A 14,557-nucleotide genomic window follows, 5' to 3' on the forward strand; every position below is an offset into this window, starting at 1 on the left:
CGTGCGAGCGCTGGTCTGGGACGGCACCACCGCGCGTGTCGTCGACCGCGCCCCCCCCTCGACCACGGCCGGCATGGCCGTGGTCGAGGTGCGGTGCGCGGGGATCTGCAACACAGATCTCGAAATCACCAAAGGTTACGCTGGCTTCCGCGGCACGCTCGGCCACGAGTTCGTCGGGGACGTCGTGGAGGGGCCGCCCGCCTGGCTCGGGCGGCGTGTGGTGGGCGAGATCAACTTCGCCTGCGGTCGCTGCGGCATGTGTGCGCGCGGGCTCGGGCGGCACTGCTCGGCGCGCACGGTGATGGGCATCGTCGGCGCCGACGGCGCGCTGGCGGAGCGCGTTGCGGTGCCCGTGGCGAACCTTCACGCCGTCGACGACCGTGTGGGCGACGAGGAGGCGGTGTTCGCGGAGCCGCTTGCGGCGGCGTACGAGATCCTGGAGCAGGTGCGGGTGGTGCCGCGCACCTCGGCGCTCGTGCTCGGCGACGGCAAGCTCGGCCTGCTGGTGGCCCAGGTGCTCCATCAGGCCGGCGCCCGCGTCGTTGCGGTCGGCCGGCATGACGAGAAGCTCGCCCTGCTGCGTGCGCAGGGCATCGCGACCGAGCACATCCCCCGGCCGTCCTCGGGCCAGGTCGCCGCCGGCGCCGGACCGGCGCAGCCAGCCTGGACGGGTGAGCCTGCGGAGCTGGTGGTGGAGGCCACCGGCACGGCCGAGGGGTTTGCGACCGCGGTCCGGGCGACCCGTCCGCGGGGCACGCTCGTGCTGAAGAGCACGGTGGCTGGTCTCTCCAGCGTCCACCTGGCCGAGCTCGTCGTCCAGGAGATCACCGTGGTGGGATCCCGCTGCGGCCTGTTCGAGCCGGCGCTTCGCGCCCTCGAGACCCGCAGCGTCGATGTCCGTTCCCTCGTCTCGGCCCGGGTCCCGCTGGAGCGCGCCGACGAGGCGCTGCGCCTCGCTGCGGCGCCCGGGGCGCTCAAGGTGCTCGTGACGCGCTGAGCCGGGGTATTCCGTCCCCCCGTGCACACAACGTGAGAACTTCGCTCGGGTGGTGGGAATAGTCCTGGCAGACGCGCAGCGCGCGGCACCTCAGGAGCAACGATGAACACCAAGGACACCCCCCCCCCGTCCGACCCTGGTCGGCCTGGCGCGCACGAGGGGCGAAGCGAGCGTGAGATCTGGGAGCACCAGAGGCTGCAGGAGTTCGGCCTCAACGAGCGCGCCGGGGAGGCGTCGACGTTTTGCCTCGATTGCCGCCGCGAGATGCTGGATCGGCTCGCGCGAGCCCAGGCGCGCGGTTCCGCCCTGTTCCAGGTGGTTCGCCGAGAAGGTTTGAGCTCTCTCCCCCCCGGTCACCTGGCGCCCGAGGACGAGCTCCTCTTCGAGTACAAATCGTGGCTCCAGTCCAGGCTCACACGCCTTCGCAGCCGCCGCACCCGCCGTCTCGTCGCCGCCGCCGCGTTCGTCCTCTTGATGCTCTGGACGGCCCTCGACTCCTTGCCCCATTAACGGCGAGGCGCGATCCGCGAGCCCCCAAATCCGCTTGTCCCCACGGCCCCCGCCTAGAGCGGCTTCCCCCCGTCTCTCGTACCTGCGTCCCAGAGCGACGGTCACCCGCACAGGAGACGGGCCCAGATCGGCGTTTTCGGCGCGCAGGCGCACTCCTGTGCGCTGAGCACCGAAAACGCCGAGGTGGGCCCGTATCCGAAGCGGGTGACCGCCGCTCTAGGGTGTGCGGCGGAAGAGGCCAGAGATGAATCGCGACGGCGGCGGGACCTGCCGCGGCCGCCACGCCGACGCGGCCACCAGGGAGACCCCGTTGCGCATGAGCAGCAGCGCCGGCTCGTCACCCCGGACGTCGAACCCCTGGCTGAGCCGGAGCGCGCCGCGGACCAGCGACTCGTGCGGCGCGATGCGGAGCGGCTCGAAGCCGTTCATGCGGAGGCGGCGCTGCCAGGCGCCCCGGCGCTCGTGCCGTTCGACCCGGGCCGCTCCCTCTCCCACCACGACGTTCATCACCTCCTGCCCGAAGAAGACCTGCTCGATGGTCTCGCGCGCGGCGATATGGGGCGGGAGCAGCGCCTCCAGCGCCTGGAAGACCGCAAAGTAATGGCCGATCGCCTCGGACAGCCGCGGGAGGAATTGCAACGCGTTGTGCTCCACGTCCGGCTCGATCAGCGTCAGCACCCGGGGAGAGAGCGCCCGGATCTTCGTGAGAATGGCGTCGCGGTTCGCGGTCGGGTGCACCGACGCGTCCGGCACGTGGTGCAGTGCAAAAGCAGCGTTGACGGCGATGGGCGCCGACGAGCGCGACGCGATGCGGCTCCAGTCGACGCGCTCCACCGCGGAGGCGACCCCGTGGAACTCGAAAGGCACCTTGAGCCGCTCCGCCCAGCCCCCGATGAAGGCGCCCGCCCAGCGCAGCCGCTGCTCGGGATCCGGGCCCCGGCACGGCAGGTCGATCCCGGTGAGGCGGACCCGCGGGGGGCCGCCGGGCCGCGCCGCGAGCCGGTGCAGCAGGAACGGCCACTGCGTGCCGCCGCCGACGCCGATGTCGATGAGGTGGAGCTCGTCCGCGTCCTGGAACGCCTCGACGATGGCCGCGTTCGCGCTGAGATAACCGAACCGGATGAGCGGCGTCGCGTGCACGAGCAGCTGAAAGGCCGCGAGCATGTCCCGCGGGCCGGCGCTGCGCAGGTACAGGTTGCCGTCGCCCGAGCGGTCGCCGTCCAGGCGGGCGAGCAGCGCCCGGCCGAACACGCCCGAGATGCGCTCGGAGGCGTCCCCGGTGTCGGGCTCGGCGCGCAGGATGCCCTCGACGAGGGACCTCGCGCGCCCGCAATCCCCCGCGTCAATCGCCTCGCCCGCCGCGAGGAGGCGGCTGAGGAACGGGCGTCGCCGGGTGTGCGTCTGTCGGGTGCCGGAGCTCGGGTGCTGCCCGAGCCCGGCCGCGGCCGAGCTCGTGGGCGCCTCGTGGTGCGCTCGTAGGCTGACAGGCGCCTCTTCGGCTGATGCGTGTCTACGGATCGCGTTCATGGTGTCCAGGGCTGTTCAAGCAGGCAGCCCGCCGTCCTGGCTAAGCTCTCCGCGATGCGTCGAGTTCAAGCGCGAACGCATGACGCCGATCACACCGCCGGAGCCGGGGGGTTTCGATGGTCGCTGATACCGGTGCGGGAGGCCCCGACGGCGAGCGAGGAGCGGACGCCGAGCAGCAGCGCCCGCGGCGAAGCCGCGGAGCGCGGCGCCCGCCCGTGACGCGATGGAGACAGGGCTCGCACGAGGGCTCGACAGACAACTCTCTGTACATCGATGAAGCCGCCGGTCCGGTCAAGCCCAAGAAGGTCATTGCACATCGCGCTCCCTTCCTCCTCCCGTCCGAGCATGTCTCTTGCGGCAGACGTACGCTCTCGTAGGCATACAACAAGGTGTCCGACGGCTCACCGCAGCGGCGATCCCCGCCGCGGCGAGGCGCGCTGTCGCCGCGGCGCGCGCGGGACACGCCAGCGCGCTCCGCCGCGCGATCGGCGGCTCGCCCCGAGCAGGCGCGTCGTGTGGGCCGGGTTCGTCGGGCTCTCCGTGGTCGTGGCGTCGTGGCGTCGTGGCGTCGTGGCGTCGTGGCGTCGTGGCAGCACCTCGGCGGGATGTGGCTTACACAATACATTACATTCCGCATCATCACATCTGTAAAGTCGCGGCGCCTGCGCGTCCGGCCGGGCCGGCGGGGCGCCCCCGCGTCGGATGGAGGCAGCCCTGCGACAACCGGGCTCTTCTTCGTCCATGAAACGAGCCCGAGGCGGCGCGATGCGCTCGGAGAGACAGGCCCCTTGCCGGAGGTGATGTGGGGAATGGCCGCCCCTCCGGCCCTGTGGCCCACGCCAGGCGAGACCGTGAGCCGAGGCGCAGCGCCCGGGAAAGCGCGCTCCGGCGGCGTGCGGCATTGACGTACTTGTGTACCTGTGCCTACGACGCCGGCGCTCCCGGCTCACTCGTTATCGGGCAGATCGCCGCCTTCGGCGAAGTAGGAGCGATCCACGCCATTCTTCTCGAGCCAGCGGCGAATTCGATTCCTGTGCACGCCGAGCCGGCTGGCCGCGCGCGACACATTGCCCCGCTCGAGGCGAAGCGCCTCGGCGATCTCGTCTTCAGGCGGCGGCGGGTGGCCTCCGCGCGCCCCGCGCACGTCGCTCCCGCTCTGCCGGGCTCGCGCGTCGAGCGTGTCCTGGCTCAGCCCCACGCCCGCGAGCGGATCCAGATCCTTCGCCTCGACCGTGCGCCGCCCCTCGTCGAGCGCGCGCGTGACGGCGCGCCGCGCCTCGCCCACGAACTCGCGCAGATTGCCTGGCCAACGGCGCAGCGCGCACGCGATGATCATCGAGGGGTGGATGGCCGGCGGCGCCCCCTGGGCGACCGCCTTGGCGCACTGCGCGAGCAGCCACGGGATCTCTTCCAGCCTCTCCCGGAGCGGCGGCAGGCGGACCTCCGGCCGGCCGATGCGATAGTAGAGGTCGTCACGGAAGCGGCCTTGGGCGACGCGCGCGCGCAGGTCGTGTGTCGCGGCGCAGATCCGGATCTGGACCGGGCGCGGCGCGACCGCGCCGAGCTCGAGCACCTGCCGGGTGTCGATGGTGCGCAGGAGCTTCGCCTGCACGGCGGCGTCGAGCTCCGCCACCTCGTCGAGGAACAGCGTGCCCCCGTTGGCGGCCTGCACGTACCCCTCGGTGTCGTGTGTCGCGCCGGAGTAGGCGCCGCGCCGCGCGCCGAAAAGGAGCCGCTCCGCCAGGCCTTCCGGGATGGCGGCGCAGTTGACGGCCACGAACGGGCCGCGCGCCTGCGGCCCTGCCTCGTGGTACGCGCGCGCCGCGAGCTCCTTGCCCGTGCCGCTCTCGCCGGTCACGAGGAGGCTGTCGCCCCCGGCCGCCGCGCGGGTGATCGTGTCGTAGGTCTGCTGCAGCCTCGGACCGAGCACGCTGTCCTTCTCGACGCGCACGCCCCCGCGGGCGAAGCTCCGGATGTCCGGGAGCGCGAGGAACACCGACGTGCCCGCGCCGACGACCTGGATCGACTCCCTCCGGACCTCGCCCCGGATGGGCTCGCCGTTGACCATCGTCCCGTTGGTGCTGCCGAGGTCCTCCACGGTCCAGGCGCCGCCGTCGAACGCGATGCGCGCGTGCCGGCGCGACATGAGCGCGTCGTCCCCCAGCGGCACGCCGGCGACGCCGCCGCGCCCGATCACCACGGCCCCGGCGTCCAGAGGGATGGGCGCGCAGCGCGGCTGATCCCCCGAGAAGATCAGGACGATGCCGGGAACAGGCTCGGCGACCGATGGCTCAGGGACGATCGCGACCCGGACAGTGGAGTAGTCCATCGGGCGTCATCTTACTCGTTCATTGACCTGGCCGGCCAGTGGCCGGCCACTTCCAGCGGCTCGCGGCCGGCTTCTTGAGCAGAAGTCCCGCCAAATCCGGGTTGCCTGGATCGCCCCATTTTGGCACGAGTTGTGCTTTGTATCCGGGTATGGTGGCCTCTGCAAGAGCTCGCATCACTCGGGATCGGGGGTCCGCCCCTGAGGTAAACATGGGTTCCGGCCGCAATACCGAGGAGGGGAGCCGCCGTCCCCCGCGTCGCCTGCACACATCGCGCACCCTGCCGAGCTTTCCCACCCACCCCGGCCTACAGAGCATCACCGGGCTGCGCGGGGCGCTCGAGTTCCTGGAGTGGCCGGCGGCGGAGTGGACGGTGAAGGACCTCCAGGACTGGTTCACCGACCACCTCGTCACCCCCGGCCTGATGAAGCGGCCCCAGATGGTGCGCGAGCCCGGCGCGACGCCCGTGATGCTCGATCCGCGCACCGACGCGGGCTCGAACCTCGAGGACCTGATTTACAAGGCGCGCAGCCGCGTCCTCACGGCCCTGCGGGGGCTCATCGCGCCCGTCGCCGACGACCGGTTCCTGAACGCGGCCATCTACGGGGGCAGGGTGCGCCGGGCCGCCGTGGGCGGCCGCCCGGTGTGGGTGGCGTCGCCGCGCGAGATCGATTTCCTCGGGGACATCGTGCTCAGCCTGCTCGCCGCCGACATCCTGCTCGATCGCGAGTTCTATCGCGCACACCTATGCATTTGCGAGGTGTGCGGGAGGGTGTCGTTCAAGGACAGCCCGGACGCGCGAGGCGTATGCAGTGAGCATCGGAGTGCCATCTCGGGGTTCACGCCGCGGGTGCGGTGAGCGGCTGAGGCGGAGCAGCGCTGTCAGAGACGATAAGGCCGGCCGGCGAGCCGGCCTTCGTCATTTGGAGCGGAGCGGACGCGGCCCGCCCTGGGCGAGCGTCGGCCGAGGCGGACGGCGCCGCCTCAGTCGGCGTCGAACGAGACCCAGGCGCCCGTCGCCCAGGTGTCATCCGCCTTGAAGGCGCCGATATAGCTCGCGTTGTCGTCGAAGAAGCCGTCGTCGGGCGGCGTCGCCGCGTTCTCGGCGAGCGTGGCCGCAGGGCGGAAGTCCGGCGTGGCGGCGAAGCAATCCGCGATCTGCGGGTCCTCGACGCTGTTCTTGGACGCCTGGTCCTCGAACCACGCGACCTCGTCCAGCCCGCCGTCGTCGTCGTCGTCGAGCGCCGATTCCGTCGCCTCGGCGGTGTCGGCCTCGTCGTAGGCGATGTTCTGCTCGCCGTTGCCGAAGAAGATGGAGCTCGCGAGCTCCACCTCGGTCCCCTCGTTCCTGACGTCCACGCCCGCCTCGAAGCCGGTCACGATCGCGTTGAAGATATGGGCCTTGGTCGTGCGGCGCAGCAGCATGCCGTACTGCTGCTTGTCGACGTCCTTGTCCTTGCCGCACAGGGTCACGTTGTAGATCGTGGGCTCGCTGATGGGAGCGTTATCGGACCCGTCGCCGTCGTTGTCGCCCTCGAAGCCGTTCGTCTCGTCGGCGACCGTGGGATCCTGCTGGAGGGCGAGGAACTGGAGCTTTCCCGTGTACCCGAAGTCCCAGTCGAAGCCGTCGTCGCCGTTCTGCGCGCAGAGGAGGTGCTTCGCGTTGACGGTGCCGCCGAAGAACTCGAAGCAGTCGTCGAGCGTGTGGTGCACCATCACGTGGTCGATCTTCGTCTTGGAGCCCACGCCGGCCAGCGTGAGGCCGTTCACCTCGTTGTTCTCGGAGAGCAGGATCCCGCTGAACTCGATGCGAACGTACTCGAGGACGCCGCTGTCGTCGTCCTCCACATCACCGCCGTACTCGACGCCGACGATGCCCTCGACCTCCGCCTTGCCGCCAGGGACGTTGATGGGCGCGTTTCCCAGCAGCAAGACGCCGCCCCAGTCGCCCGCGGAGCGCTCGCCCTTCGGGCTCTGGCTCGTGAACACGATGGGCTCGTCGGCGGTGCCCTTGGCGTCGATCCTCGCGCCGGGCTTCACGACGAGCGTCGCGAGGGTCTCCTTGTCGCCCATGATCGTCGTGCCGGGCTCGATGGTGAGCGTGGCGCCGTCCTCGACGAGGATGGTGCCCTTCATGAGGTAGCAGTTATCGGCGCTCCACGTCGTGTCGGCGTCGATCGCCTCGGTGACCTCCACCGGGGCGGCGCAGTCCGGGCCGTCGCCGCCGCCGCCGTTGCCGCCGCCGCCATCGCCGCCATTGCCGCCGGTGCCGCTCGTCGTCGACGTGTTGTTCGAGGTCGACCCGCCGTCGTCGTCACCGCCGCAGGCGGCGGCCGTCGCGACGGCGAGCGCCGACGCGCAAACCAAGGCAACCCTCAATGTCCTCATAAGATTCATCCTCCTTGGATAAGGATGGTCCGTACTGGCAACATCGTGGAGTTCACCCCGTGACGATTACGTGGCACACGGTCAATAGGTCAGTGCCGCGCTCAAGGTCACGGTCGTACCAGCGTTGTACTCGAGCACGATGTTGTCGTCCGTGCCCTCTTTGCCCTGCGTGACGCGGACTGGAGCATCGATGAGGTTCTCGCCGGCCAGCTTCAGCTCGACGTGCTCGCCGAGGCGCTGCGCGACGGTGAGATCGATCTGGTGCCGCGGCTGTTCGTACTCGTCCGGCATGTTCTTGCCCACCGTCCTGAGCCGGGCGCCGAACACGTTGTAGAGGAGCCGCGCGCTCGTGCCGGTCGACTCGACGCTGCAGTCGAGCCCCAGGTTGATGACGAACGGGGATTGCCCCTGAAGCGGGTGCGTCGCGGTGCTCTGGATCGCGACCCCGCCCTCCTTCGGCTCGGGGTTGATCTCGACCTCCGAGGTCACGAGCGTGATGTTGCCGAGCGCCGTGACGTCCCGGAAGAGCGGGTCGATGAAGCCCAGGCTCTTCCGGATCTCGAGCTCGACGCCCGCGGCATAACCGCTGTCGCCGTTCGTCCAGCTCAGCCTCCCCTTGCCGCTGCTCGGCTTGATGATCTCCTCGATCGGGTCCTCGAAATGCTTGTAGAAGACGCTGGCCGCCATCACCTCGCCGGCCGTCGGGAAGAGCTCGAAGCGGACATCGCCGTTCATCACCCTCGTCCGCTCGAGGTCTGGATTGCCCTCGACCTCCCTCGCGCTGTATCCCGGCTGGGACAGCGCCGGGCTGAGCTCGATGAGCTGGGGGCGGGCGAGCGTCCGCGTCACGCTGAACCTCAGGTTCGATTGAGGGGTCGTCTTGAAGACGAGGCTGGCCGCGGGCAAGAGATCCACGTCGTCGTTGTCGACGTCCTTGTCGGGGTTGTCCGGGACATCCATCGACAGCAGGGAGGCCTCGACGCGCGCGCCGAGGATCGCCCGGAGCCACCGCGTGACGTGGGTGTCCGTCATCACGTAGCCCGCGTAGAGATCGGTGCTGGCCGTGTAGTCGTCCGTGTCGCGCGTGGTCTCCTCCAGCTCGAAGAGGGCGCCGATGTTCTCGTCCGAGAACAGCGGGCCCGGATCCTGTCGCAGCACGGTCGTGTCGGCGAGCCGGAGCGCCTTGAACCGGAACCGGCGCGCGTCGAACTGGCGCTCTCGAAAATTCAAGAGGCCGCCCACCTTCAGGCGGGTCGGGGCGTCTCCGCGGCGGAGCGGCAGCGAGTAAGAGAGCTGTCCGCCGTAGTTCGTGTCGGCCAGGTCGATGAAGACGTGCGAGCCGCTCAGCGTGCCGTCGTCCCACGAAAAGGCGCCGCTCGTGTCGTCCCTGGCGTAGACGTTCTCCCTCGTGTCGGGCTCGTCCGAGGTCGCGCGGGAGACCCACGCCTTCCAGTCGAGCGTCCCGTTCCCGAGCGCCGCGATGCGATGCTCCCCCGCGAGCTGGCCGAGGGCGAGCGCCCGGGAGACGAAGCGCTGCAGCGTGTCGCGGTACACCGCCCCGCCGCTCTCCTCGATGAGCTCCCGCGACTGGAGCGCCACGTCGTCCGATGAGCGGCTGTAGAGCCCGGTGAGCGTCACCTTGTGATCCCGGTGGGGCGTGTAGGTGGCGCTGGCGAAGCCGCCCCAGGACACCTGATCGCGGATGCTGTCCAGCGTGGAGTCGTTGAGCTGCCGGAGGCCGCTCTCGCTCCTGGGATCGAACGCGTAGGTCCGGTTGATCTCGTCGGCGCGCGGGGCGAATTTCCGGCCGTAACTCAGCGTGGCGAGGTAGCCGAGGCGCTGCTCGCCGCGGAGCTTCAGGGTGTCGCCGACGACGACGCTGCCGCTGCCGTTCGGCGGGGTGAACGACCGGCGGGTGGCCATCGACGAGTTGATCGCCCTCCCGTAGGCCGCGATCTCGTCCCTCGTGATCGGCGTGCCGTCCGGCCGGCGGATCCCGCGGGCCACCTTGTGCTCGGGGAACCCGTCGGGCAACGCGCGCGCGCCGTCGTCGATCCCGAGCCAGTCGGTGCTCGATCCGGAGTACGTCAGGCGATCTCGGAGCGTGCTCCGGGTGTTCGCCGCGAGCGACGCCGACGCCTGCAGGAGGAACTCGGTCGGGAGCTCGCGCGTGTTGATCTGGACCGAGCCGCCCACGAAATCCCCGGGGACGTCGGGCGTGAACGTCTTGACGACGGTGATGTCGCTGAGGACCAGCGACGGGAAGAGATCGAGCGGGACCGCCTGCCGGTCGGGCTCGGGGCTCGGGAGCGGCGCGCCGTTCAGGAGGGCGTTCGTGTAACGATCCCCGAGGCCGCGCACGTAGACGTACCTGCCGTCGACCACGGTCGCGCCGACGACGCGCTTCGCGGCCTCCGCGGCGTTGCGATCGGGGGTCTTGGCGATCTCCTTCGCGCCGACGGCGTCGCCCACGTGGGGGGCGTTCTTCCGGAGGAGCAGCTGCGCGGCGACGCTCGCGCGCTCCGGCTCGAACTCGACCTCGATGACCTCCTCCTTCTGCTGGTCCGGATCGAGGCCGACGTCGACCTGGACCACCTGCCCGGCGGCCACCCGCACGTCCTGCACGCGCTGAGGCGTATAGGCCTCGTACCAGATCCTCAGCTGATAAGTCCCCGGCGGGAGCTCCAGGCGATAACGCCCGTCGAGATCCGCGATGGCCTTGATCTTCGTCCCGACGACCGACACCTGGGCGTCGAGCACGGGCTCCCTGGAGGTGGTGTCCGTGACGACGCCCCACACCGCGCCCCTGCCGGCGGGAGGCGGACGCGACGGGCTCGGCTCGTCGGCGGCCGCGAGATCCTCGGCGGCGGGGCCGGCGTCGGCCGGCGCGGCCGCCCCTCCGGGCGGCGGCGCGGCCGCCCCGGGGTCGTCCTGGGCGAGGGCCGTCGCCCCCCAGCAAAGCGGCGTCACGAGCGCCGCGATTACCCCCGAGATCCTTCTGCGAATCATGCACCTGTCCCTTCGCGCGCCCCGAGCGCGGGCGCGCAGATCGATCCCCGGGCGCGCCGCGGCGCCCTTCCACGAGGCGGCGGAGAGCCAGCTCCCCGGCGCCCTTGTCCCCGTTCATCCCCGTTCACCGCGCCGCGAGCGCTCGTCGACGCGCTCGGTGCGCGCGCGGGCGCCCGCGCCCCGCGGCGACGCCGCGCCCGGCCTGAGCTCCGCTCGGGCTCAGCGCCCGGCCTTCTCTGTCAGGACGGCGATCGTCTTCGCCCCGCCCATGCGCGCGGCGTCCATCGCCTCGACCGCGACCGCGTAGGCGGCCTCGTCGTCCGCATCGAAGTAGAGCACGTCGTCCGAGCGCGCCGCGAAGATCCGGGCGAGCCGCTCCTTCAGCTCGGCGCGCTGCACCTCGGCCTGGTTGATGCGGATGACGCCGCGCTGGTCCACCGTGAGCACCACGGGCTTGCTGGCGTCGTCCGGGGGTGGCTCGAGCTTCGCGGCGTCGTCCTTCTTGGGCAGGTTCAGCCAGAGCTGCTTCGCGAGCAGCGGCGTCACGACCATGAAGATGATGAGGAGCACGAGCACCACGTCGACCAGCGGCGTGACGTTCATGCTCGGCGCGACGCCGCCTCTCCGGCCCCCGCCGCCTTGCGGAGCGCTCATCCCCATGGCGTCACCCCTCCTCCGGCCCGGGGGCCGCGCCGCCGCCCCGCTGGCTCACCTGCAGCGAGATGCCGGAAAAGCCGACCTCCTGGCAGAGCGCGAAGGTCTCCCGCACGCGGCCGTATTTCGCCGAGGAGTCGCCCTTGATGACCACGCGGCGCTCCGGTTCGCTCTCGCGGATGGCCCGGAGCCTGTCGCCGAGCGCGCGGAGGTCGGACATGGGCTCCTTCTCCAGGAACACGTTGCCTGCGCCGGTGACCGTCACGTAGATGGGGTCGAGCTTCGACTTCGACCTCGGGTCCGGCTGGAAGACCGCCGGGAGCTCGACCCGCTCGCCGTGCTCCATCTGGGGCGCGATGACCATGAAGATGATGAGGAGCACGAGCACCACGTCGACCAGCGGCGTGACGTTGATCTCCGGCTCAGGCGGCTGCCGACCCGATCTCTTGCTCTCCGCTCGAACGCCCATGCTCGTTCTCCATCTCGTCGATGAGCTCACCCGCGCTGCGCTCGAGCGCGAGCTCCACCGCGGCGATGCGGGTGGTGAGGTAGTTGAAGCAAAGCACCGCCGGGATGGCGACCCCGAGCCCGAGGGCGGTGACGATGAGCGCCTCGGCGATGCCGGCGCTCACGGCGCCGAGGCCGCCCGAGCCGGTCGAGGCGATGGTCTGGAAGGCGGTGATGATGCCGATGACGGTGCCGAGCAGCCCGACGAACGGCGCCACCGAGCCGACCGTGGCGAGCACGGAGAGGCCGCGGCGCAGGTCGGCGGAGATGGCCTCGCGGCGCCGCGACACCTCACGGCGCGCGAGCTCCACCGGGGGCACGCCGCCCTCGCCCGCGTCGATGGCGCGCTTGAAGCGGCGCACCGCCGCCGCGACGAGGCGGGCGAGCGCGGAGCGGCGGTGCCGATCGGCGATCTCCACGAGGCGCGCCGTGTCCCACGCCTCCATCACCGGCCGGGCCTCCCTCGCGAAGCTCCTGGTCTCGGACGCCTGGCGCGCGAGCGCGATGAGGCGCTCCACCACGACAGCGACGCTCGCGAGCGCCATGAGCACGAGCGCGAACGCGACGAGCTTGCTCAGCAAACCCATGCTCGCCCAGATGTGCCCGAGATCGAACTGCATCATCGTCGTACGCTCCTTCGTCCCTCTCGCGCGGGGCCGCCTCCGCGGGGATGCGCGAGAGTCATCTCTTGGCCCTGAAGGGGATCCTGACCGTCTTGAAGGTCGACACCGGTCTCCCCTCGTGAATTGCCGGCTTGTAACGCCACGTCTTCACCGTCGCGAGGACCACGTCGTCGAAGAGGGGGTGTCCCCGGACGATGGTGACGTTCGAGACCTCGCCCGTCTCGGTCACCACGAACCGGACGACCACGGTGGCCTCTATCCCAGCGCTCCGCGCCGCCTCGGGGATGGGAGGGAGCGCGTTGGAGAGCGCGACCGGCGGGGTCGCGTTCTCGGGGAGGTGAATCGGCCCTCTCGGCGGCGGCGGGGGCGGCGGGGGTGGCGGCGGCGGCGGCAGGGCCGCGGCGACGGCCGTGCCCGTGCCTCCCGGCTGGCCGCCTGGGACGCCGCCGGGAGCGCCGCCCGGCTCGCCATACGTGTCGTCGTCGCTCGGCTTGGCCTCCCCCGGATCGGCCTCCGGCGGGCTCTCCTTGGGCACCGCGGTCGGCGCGACGAGCGCCGGGCGCCGGGGCGCCGGGGCGCGCGGCGCCGCGGCGGCCGCCGCGGGGGGCGGCGGGGGCGCCGGCGCCGGCGCGGGGGGCGGCGTCTCCGGGATCTGGGAGGTGAGCTTGACGTCGACGACCTCCTCCTCGGGCTCCGGAGGCTTGATCGCGCCGCTCAGGCGCGCGGCGGAGAGCGCGATGCCCGCGAACAGCAGGAGCCCCGCCATGGCCCCGATCGCGAGCCTCCTCGCTCTGTCAGGGTCGGCCTCCCCCGCGCTCCACGTCTCAAGATGCATCGAGGCTCCCGGCGCCATCCAGTGAAGAGAACGAAGCTCCGCCCGGCCACGAGAGGGCGAGCGGCTCCGAGCGGCCCGGCTCGTTCCTCGAGGGGCGGAACGAACTCTGCTGTTCTCATGTTGCGGCGTATTGACAGACCAGCAACGTTTACCGCGATGCGCGCGGCCGCTGCGATCACGCGCTGCGGGTCTCCGGGACGTCGGGCGAGGCCGCGAATCGGTAACCGATGCCTCGGACCGTCTGGATGTAGTCGCCCGCGCGGCGCAGCTTGTCGCGCAGCCGCTTCACGTGGGTGTCCACGGTCCTCGTCGTGATGCTCACGTCGATCCCCCAGACGCCGTCGAGGAGCGCGGTGCGCGTCTGGACGCGCTCGCGCGCCTCGTAGAGCGCGACCAGGAGCTTGAACTCGAGCAGCGTCAGCTCGACCTCCTCGCGGTCGACCCATACGCGGTGGGCGCCCTCGTCGACCCGCAGGCAGCCGAACTCGATGCACCGATCCGCGGCCGAGGAGGACTTCGCGCGGCGGAGCACGGCTTGCACCCGCAGCACGAGCTCCCGCACGCTGAACGGCTTGACCACGTAATCGACGGCGCCGAGCTCGAAGCCGACGATGCGGTCGACCTCGTCTCCGCGCGCCGAGACGATCATCACCGGGATCCGCTGGGTGCCTTCGCTCTGCTGGAGCGCGCGGCACACCTCCGTCCCCGAGAGGTCAGGCAGCATGAGATCGAGCAGGACGAGATCGGGCCGTTGGTCCTGCGCCAGCCGGACCCCCTCCCCTCCCTGGCCTGTGACGAACACCTCGTGGCCGGCCTGCCTGAGGTTGTAGTCGAGCACCTTTTGAAGCGCCGGCTCGTCTTCGATGACCAAAATCCGCGCCATACTGAAGAGCGCGTGTACCCGAGCGATGTGACGGCCCCATGACCAGATGGCAACAGGGCGGTGCGGCGCCTTGATCCGGTGAGAATTCGCCGTCGTTCGCCCTCACGGCATGCCCCGCCGGTCGATGTGTGTGCACCACGCCCGGACGCCGCGCGCGGCGCGGGCGTCGCGAGGCCGCGGCGCGGGGGTCGGCGAGCGGGGCGAGCAGGAGCGGACGCAACGGACGCGCGCCGAGGTGGCGGCGAGCCGAGGCAGCGCGGACGCGGAAGGGCCTCGCGGGCGCGCGCGCGAAAGCTC

The 14,557-nt window shown here is 71.2% G+C and carries 12 protein-coding genes; 3 read left to right on the forward strand and 9 right to left on the reverse strand.

Going from position 1 to position 14,557, the window contains the following annotated elements; translation table 11 throughout:
• Window position 1: 1 nt before the first annotated feature.
• Both WMF43_RS29335 and WMF43_RS29340 read left to right on the forward strand, forming a co-directional pair.
• Entirely contained in the window at window positions 2–997 is a 996-nt protein-coding gene (locus tag WMF43_RS29335; RefSeq protein ID WP_437669607.1) for an MDR/zinc-dependent alcohol dehydrogenase-like family protein, read from the forward strand.
• Window positions 998–1,099: 102 nt separating this feature from the next.
• Window positions 1,100–1,507 (forward strand): hypothetical protein, encoded by a 408-nt coding sequence (locus tag WMF43_RS29340; protein ID WP_437669608.1) that lies wholly within the window; start codon window positions 1,100–1,102, stop codon window positions 1,505–1,507.
• A 216-nt stretch (window positions 1,508–1,723) separates the two neighbouring features.
• Here WMF43_RS29340 and WMF43_RS29345 read toward each other — a convergent pair whose 3' ends face one another.
• Window positions 1,724–3,034 (reverse strand): GRAS family protein, encoded by a 1,311-nt coding sequence (locus tag WMF43_RS29345; protein WP_437669609.1) that lies wholly within the window; start codon window positions 3,032–3,034, stop codon window positions 1,724–1,726.
• 946 nt (window positions 3,035–3,980) lie between these two features.
• Window positions 3,981–5,363, reverse strand: coding sequence for a sigma 54-interacting transcriptional regulator (locus tag WMF43_RS29350; RefSeq protein WP_437669611.1), 1,383 nt, complete (start codon window positions 5,361–5,363; stop codon window positions 3,981–3,983).
• Window positions 5,364–5,572: 209 nt separating this feature from the next.
• On the opposite strand from WMF43_RS29350, the gene WMF43_RS29355 reads away from it, so the two are divergent.
• The gene (locus WMF43_RS29355) at window positions 5,573–6,220 is read left to right on the forward strand and encodes a hypothetical protein (protein WP_437669613.1); all 648 of its coding nucleotides are present in this window, start codon (window positions 5,573–5,575) and stop codon (window positions 6,218–6,220) included.
• Between the two features lie 125 nt (window positions 6,221–6,345).
• Here WMF43_RS29355 and WMF43_RS29360 read toward each other — a convergent pair whose 3' ends face one another.
• The 7 genes from WMF43_RS29360 to WMF43_RS29390 form a co-directional block, all read right to left on the reverse strand.
• Window positions 6,346–7,749, reverse strand: a complete 1,404-nt coding sequence (locus tag WMF43_RS29360; RefSeq protein WP_437669615.1) for a hypothetical protein — start codon at window positions 7,747–7,749, stop codon at window positions 6,346–6,348.
• An 81-nt stretch (window positions 7,750–7,830) separates the two neighbouring features.
• Window positions 7,831–10,758 carry a TonB-dependent receptor domain-containing protein gene (locus WMF43_RS29365; RefSeq protein ID WP_437669616.1) on the reverse strand — a complete coding sequence of 976 codons (2,928 nt, stop codon included), beginning with the start codon at window positions 10,756–10,758 and terminating at the stop codon, window positions 7,831–7,833.
• A gap of 219 nt (window positions 10,759–10,977) precedes the next feature.
• Window positions 10,978–11,418, reverse strand: coding sequence for an ExbD/TolR family protein (locus tag WMF43_RS29370; RefSeq protein WP_437669618.1), 441 nt, complete (start codon window positions 11,416–11,418; stop codon window positions 10,978–10,980).
• Window positions 11,419–11,422: 4 nt separating this feature from the next.
• Entirely contained in the window at window positions 11,423–11,881 is a 459-nt protein-coding gene (locus WMF43_RS29375) for an ExbD/TolR family protein (RefSeq protein ID WP_437669619.1), read from the reverse strand.
• Complete coding sequence (locus tag WMF43_RS29380; RefSeq protein WP_437669621.1) at window positions 11,835–12,542, reverse strand: MotA/TolQ/ExbB proton channel family protein; 708 nt, start codon at window positions 12,540–12,542, stop codon at window positions 11,835–11,837. The genes WMF43_RS29375 and WMF43_RS29380 overlap by 47 nt, the downstream gene beginning before the upstream one ends.
• A gap of 58 nt (window positions 12,543–12,600) precedes the next feature.
• Window positions 12,601–13,377 (reverse strand): energy transducer TonB, encoded by a 777-nt coding sequence (locus tag WMF43_RS29385; protein ID WP_437669623.1) that lies wholly within the window; start codon window positions 13,375–13,377, stop codon window positions 12,601–12,603.
• A gap of 175 nt (window positions 13,378–13,552) precedes the next feature.
• On the reverse strand, window positions 13,553–14,260 hold the full coding sequence (locus tag WMF43_RS29390; protein WP_437669624.1) for a response regulator: 708 nt from the start codon (window positions 14,258–14,260) through the stop codon (window positions 13,553–13,555).
• Window positions 14,261–14,557: the final 297 nt, after the last annotated feature.

This window comes from Sorangium sp. So ce131 (assembly GCF_051519095.1).
Taxonomy (GTDB): Bacteria; Myxococcota_A; Polyangia; order Polyangiales; family Polyangiaceae; genus Sorangium.

Coding starts and splice junctions, on each gene's coding strand:
- WMF43_RS29340 (WP_437669608.1), top strand. CDS start 1,100: ATGAACACCAAGGACACCCCCCCCCCGTCCGACCCTGGTCGGCCTGGC.
- WMF43_RS29345 (WP_437669609.1), bottom strand. CDS start 3,034: ATGAACGCGATCCGTAGACACGCATCAGCCGAAGAGGCGCCTGTCAGC.
- WMF43_RS29350 (WP_437669611.1), bottom strand. CDS start 5,363: ATGGACTACTCCACTGTCCGGGTCGCGATCGTCCCTGAGCCATCGGTC.
- WMF43_RS29355 (WP_437669613.1), top strand. CDS start 5,573: ATGGGTTCCGGCCGCAATACCGAGGAGGGGAGCCGCCGTCCCCCGCGT.
- WMF43_RS29360 (WP_437669615.1), bottom strand. CDS start 7,749: ATGAGGACATTGAGGGTTGCCTTGGTTTGCGCGTCGGCGCTCGCCGTC.
- WMF43_RS29365 (WP_437669616.1), bottom strand. CDS start 10,758: ATGATTCGCAGAAGGATCTCGGGGGTAATCGCGGCGCTCGTGACGCCG.
- WMF43_RS29370 (WP_437669618.1), bottom strand. CDS start 11,418: ATGGGGATGAGCGCTCCGCAAGGCGGCGGGGGCCGGAGAGGCGGCGTC.
- WMF43_RS29375 (WP_437669619.1), bottom strand. CDS start 11,881: ATGGGCGTTCGAGCGGAGAGCAAGAGATCGGGTCGGCAGCCGCCTGAG.
- WMF43_RS29380 (WP_437669621.1), bottom strand. CDS start 12,542: ATGATGCAGTTCGATCTCGGGCACATCTGGGCGAGCATGGGTTTGCTG.
- WMF43_RS29385 (WP_437669623.1), bottom strand. CDS start 13,377: ATGCATCTTGAGACGTGGAGCGCGGGGGAGGCCGACCCTGACAGAGCG.
- WMF43_RS29390 (WP_437669624.1), bottom strand. CDS start 14,260: ATGGCGCGGATTTTGGTCATCGAAGACGAGCCGGCGCTTCAAAAGGTG.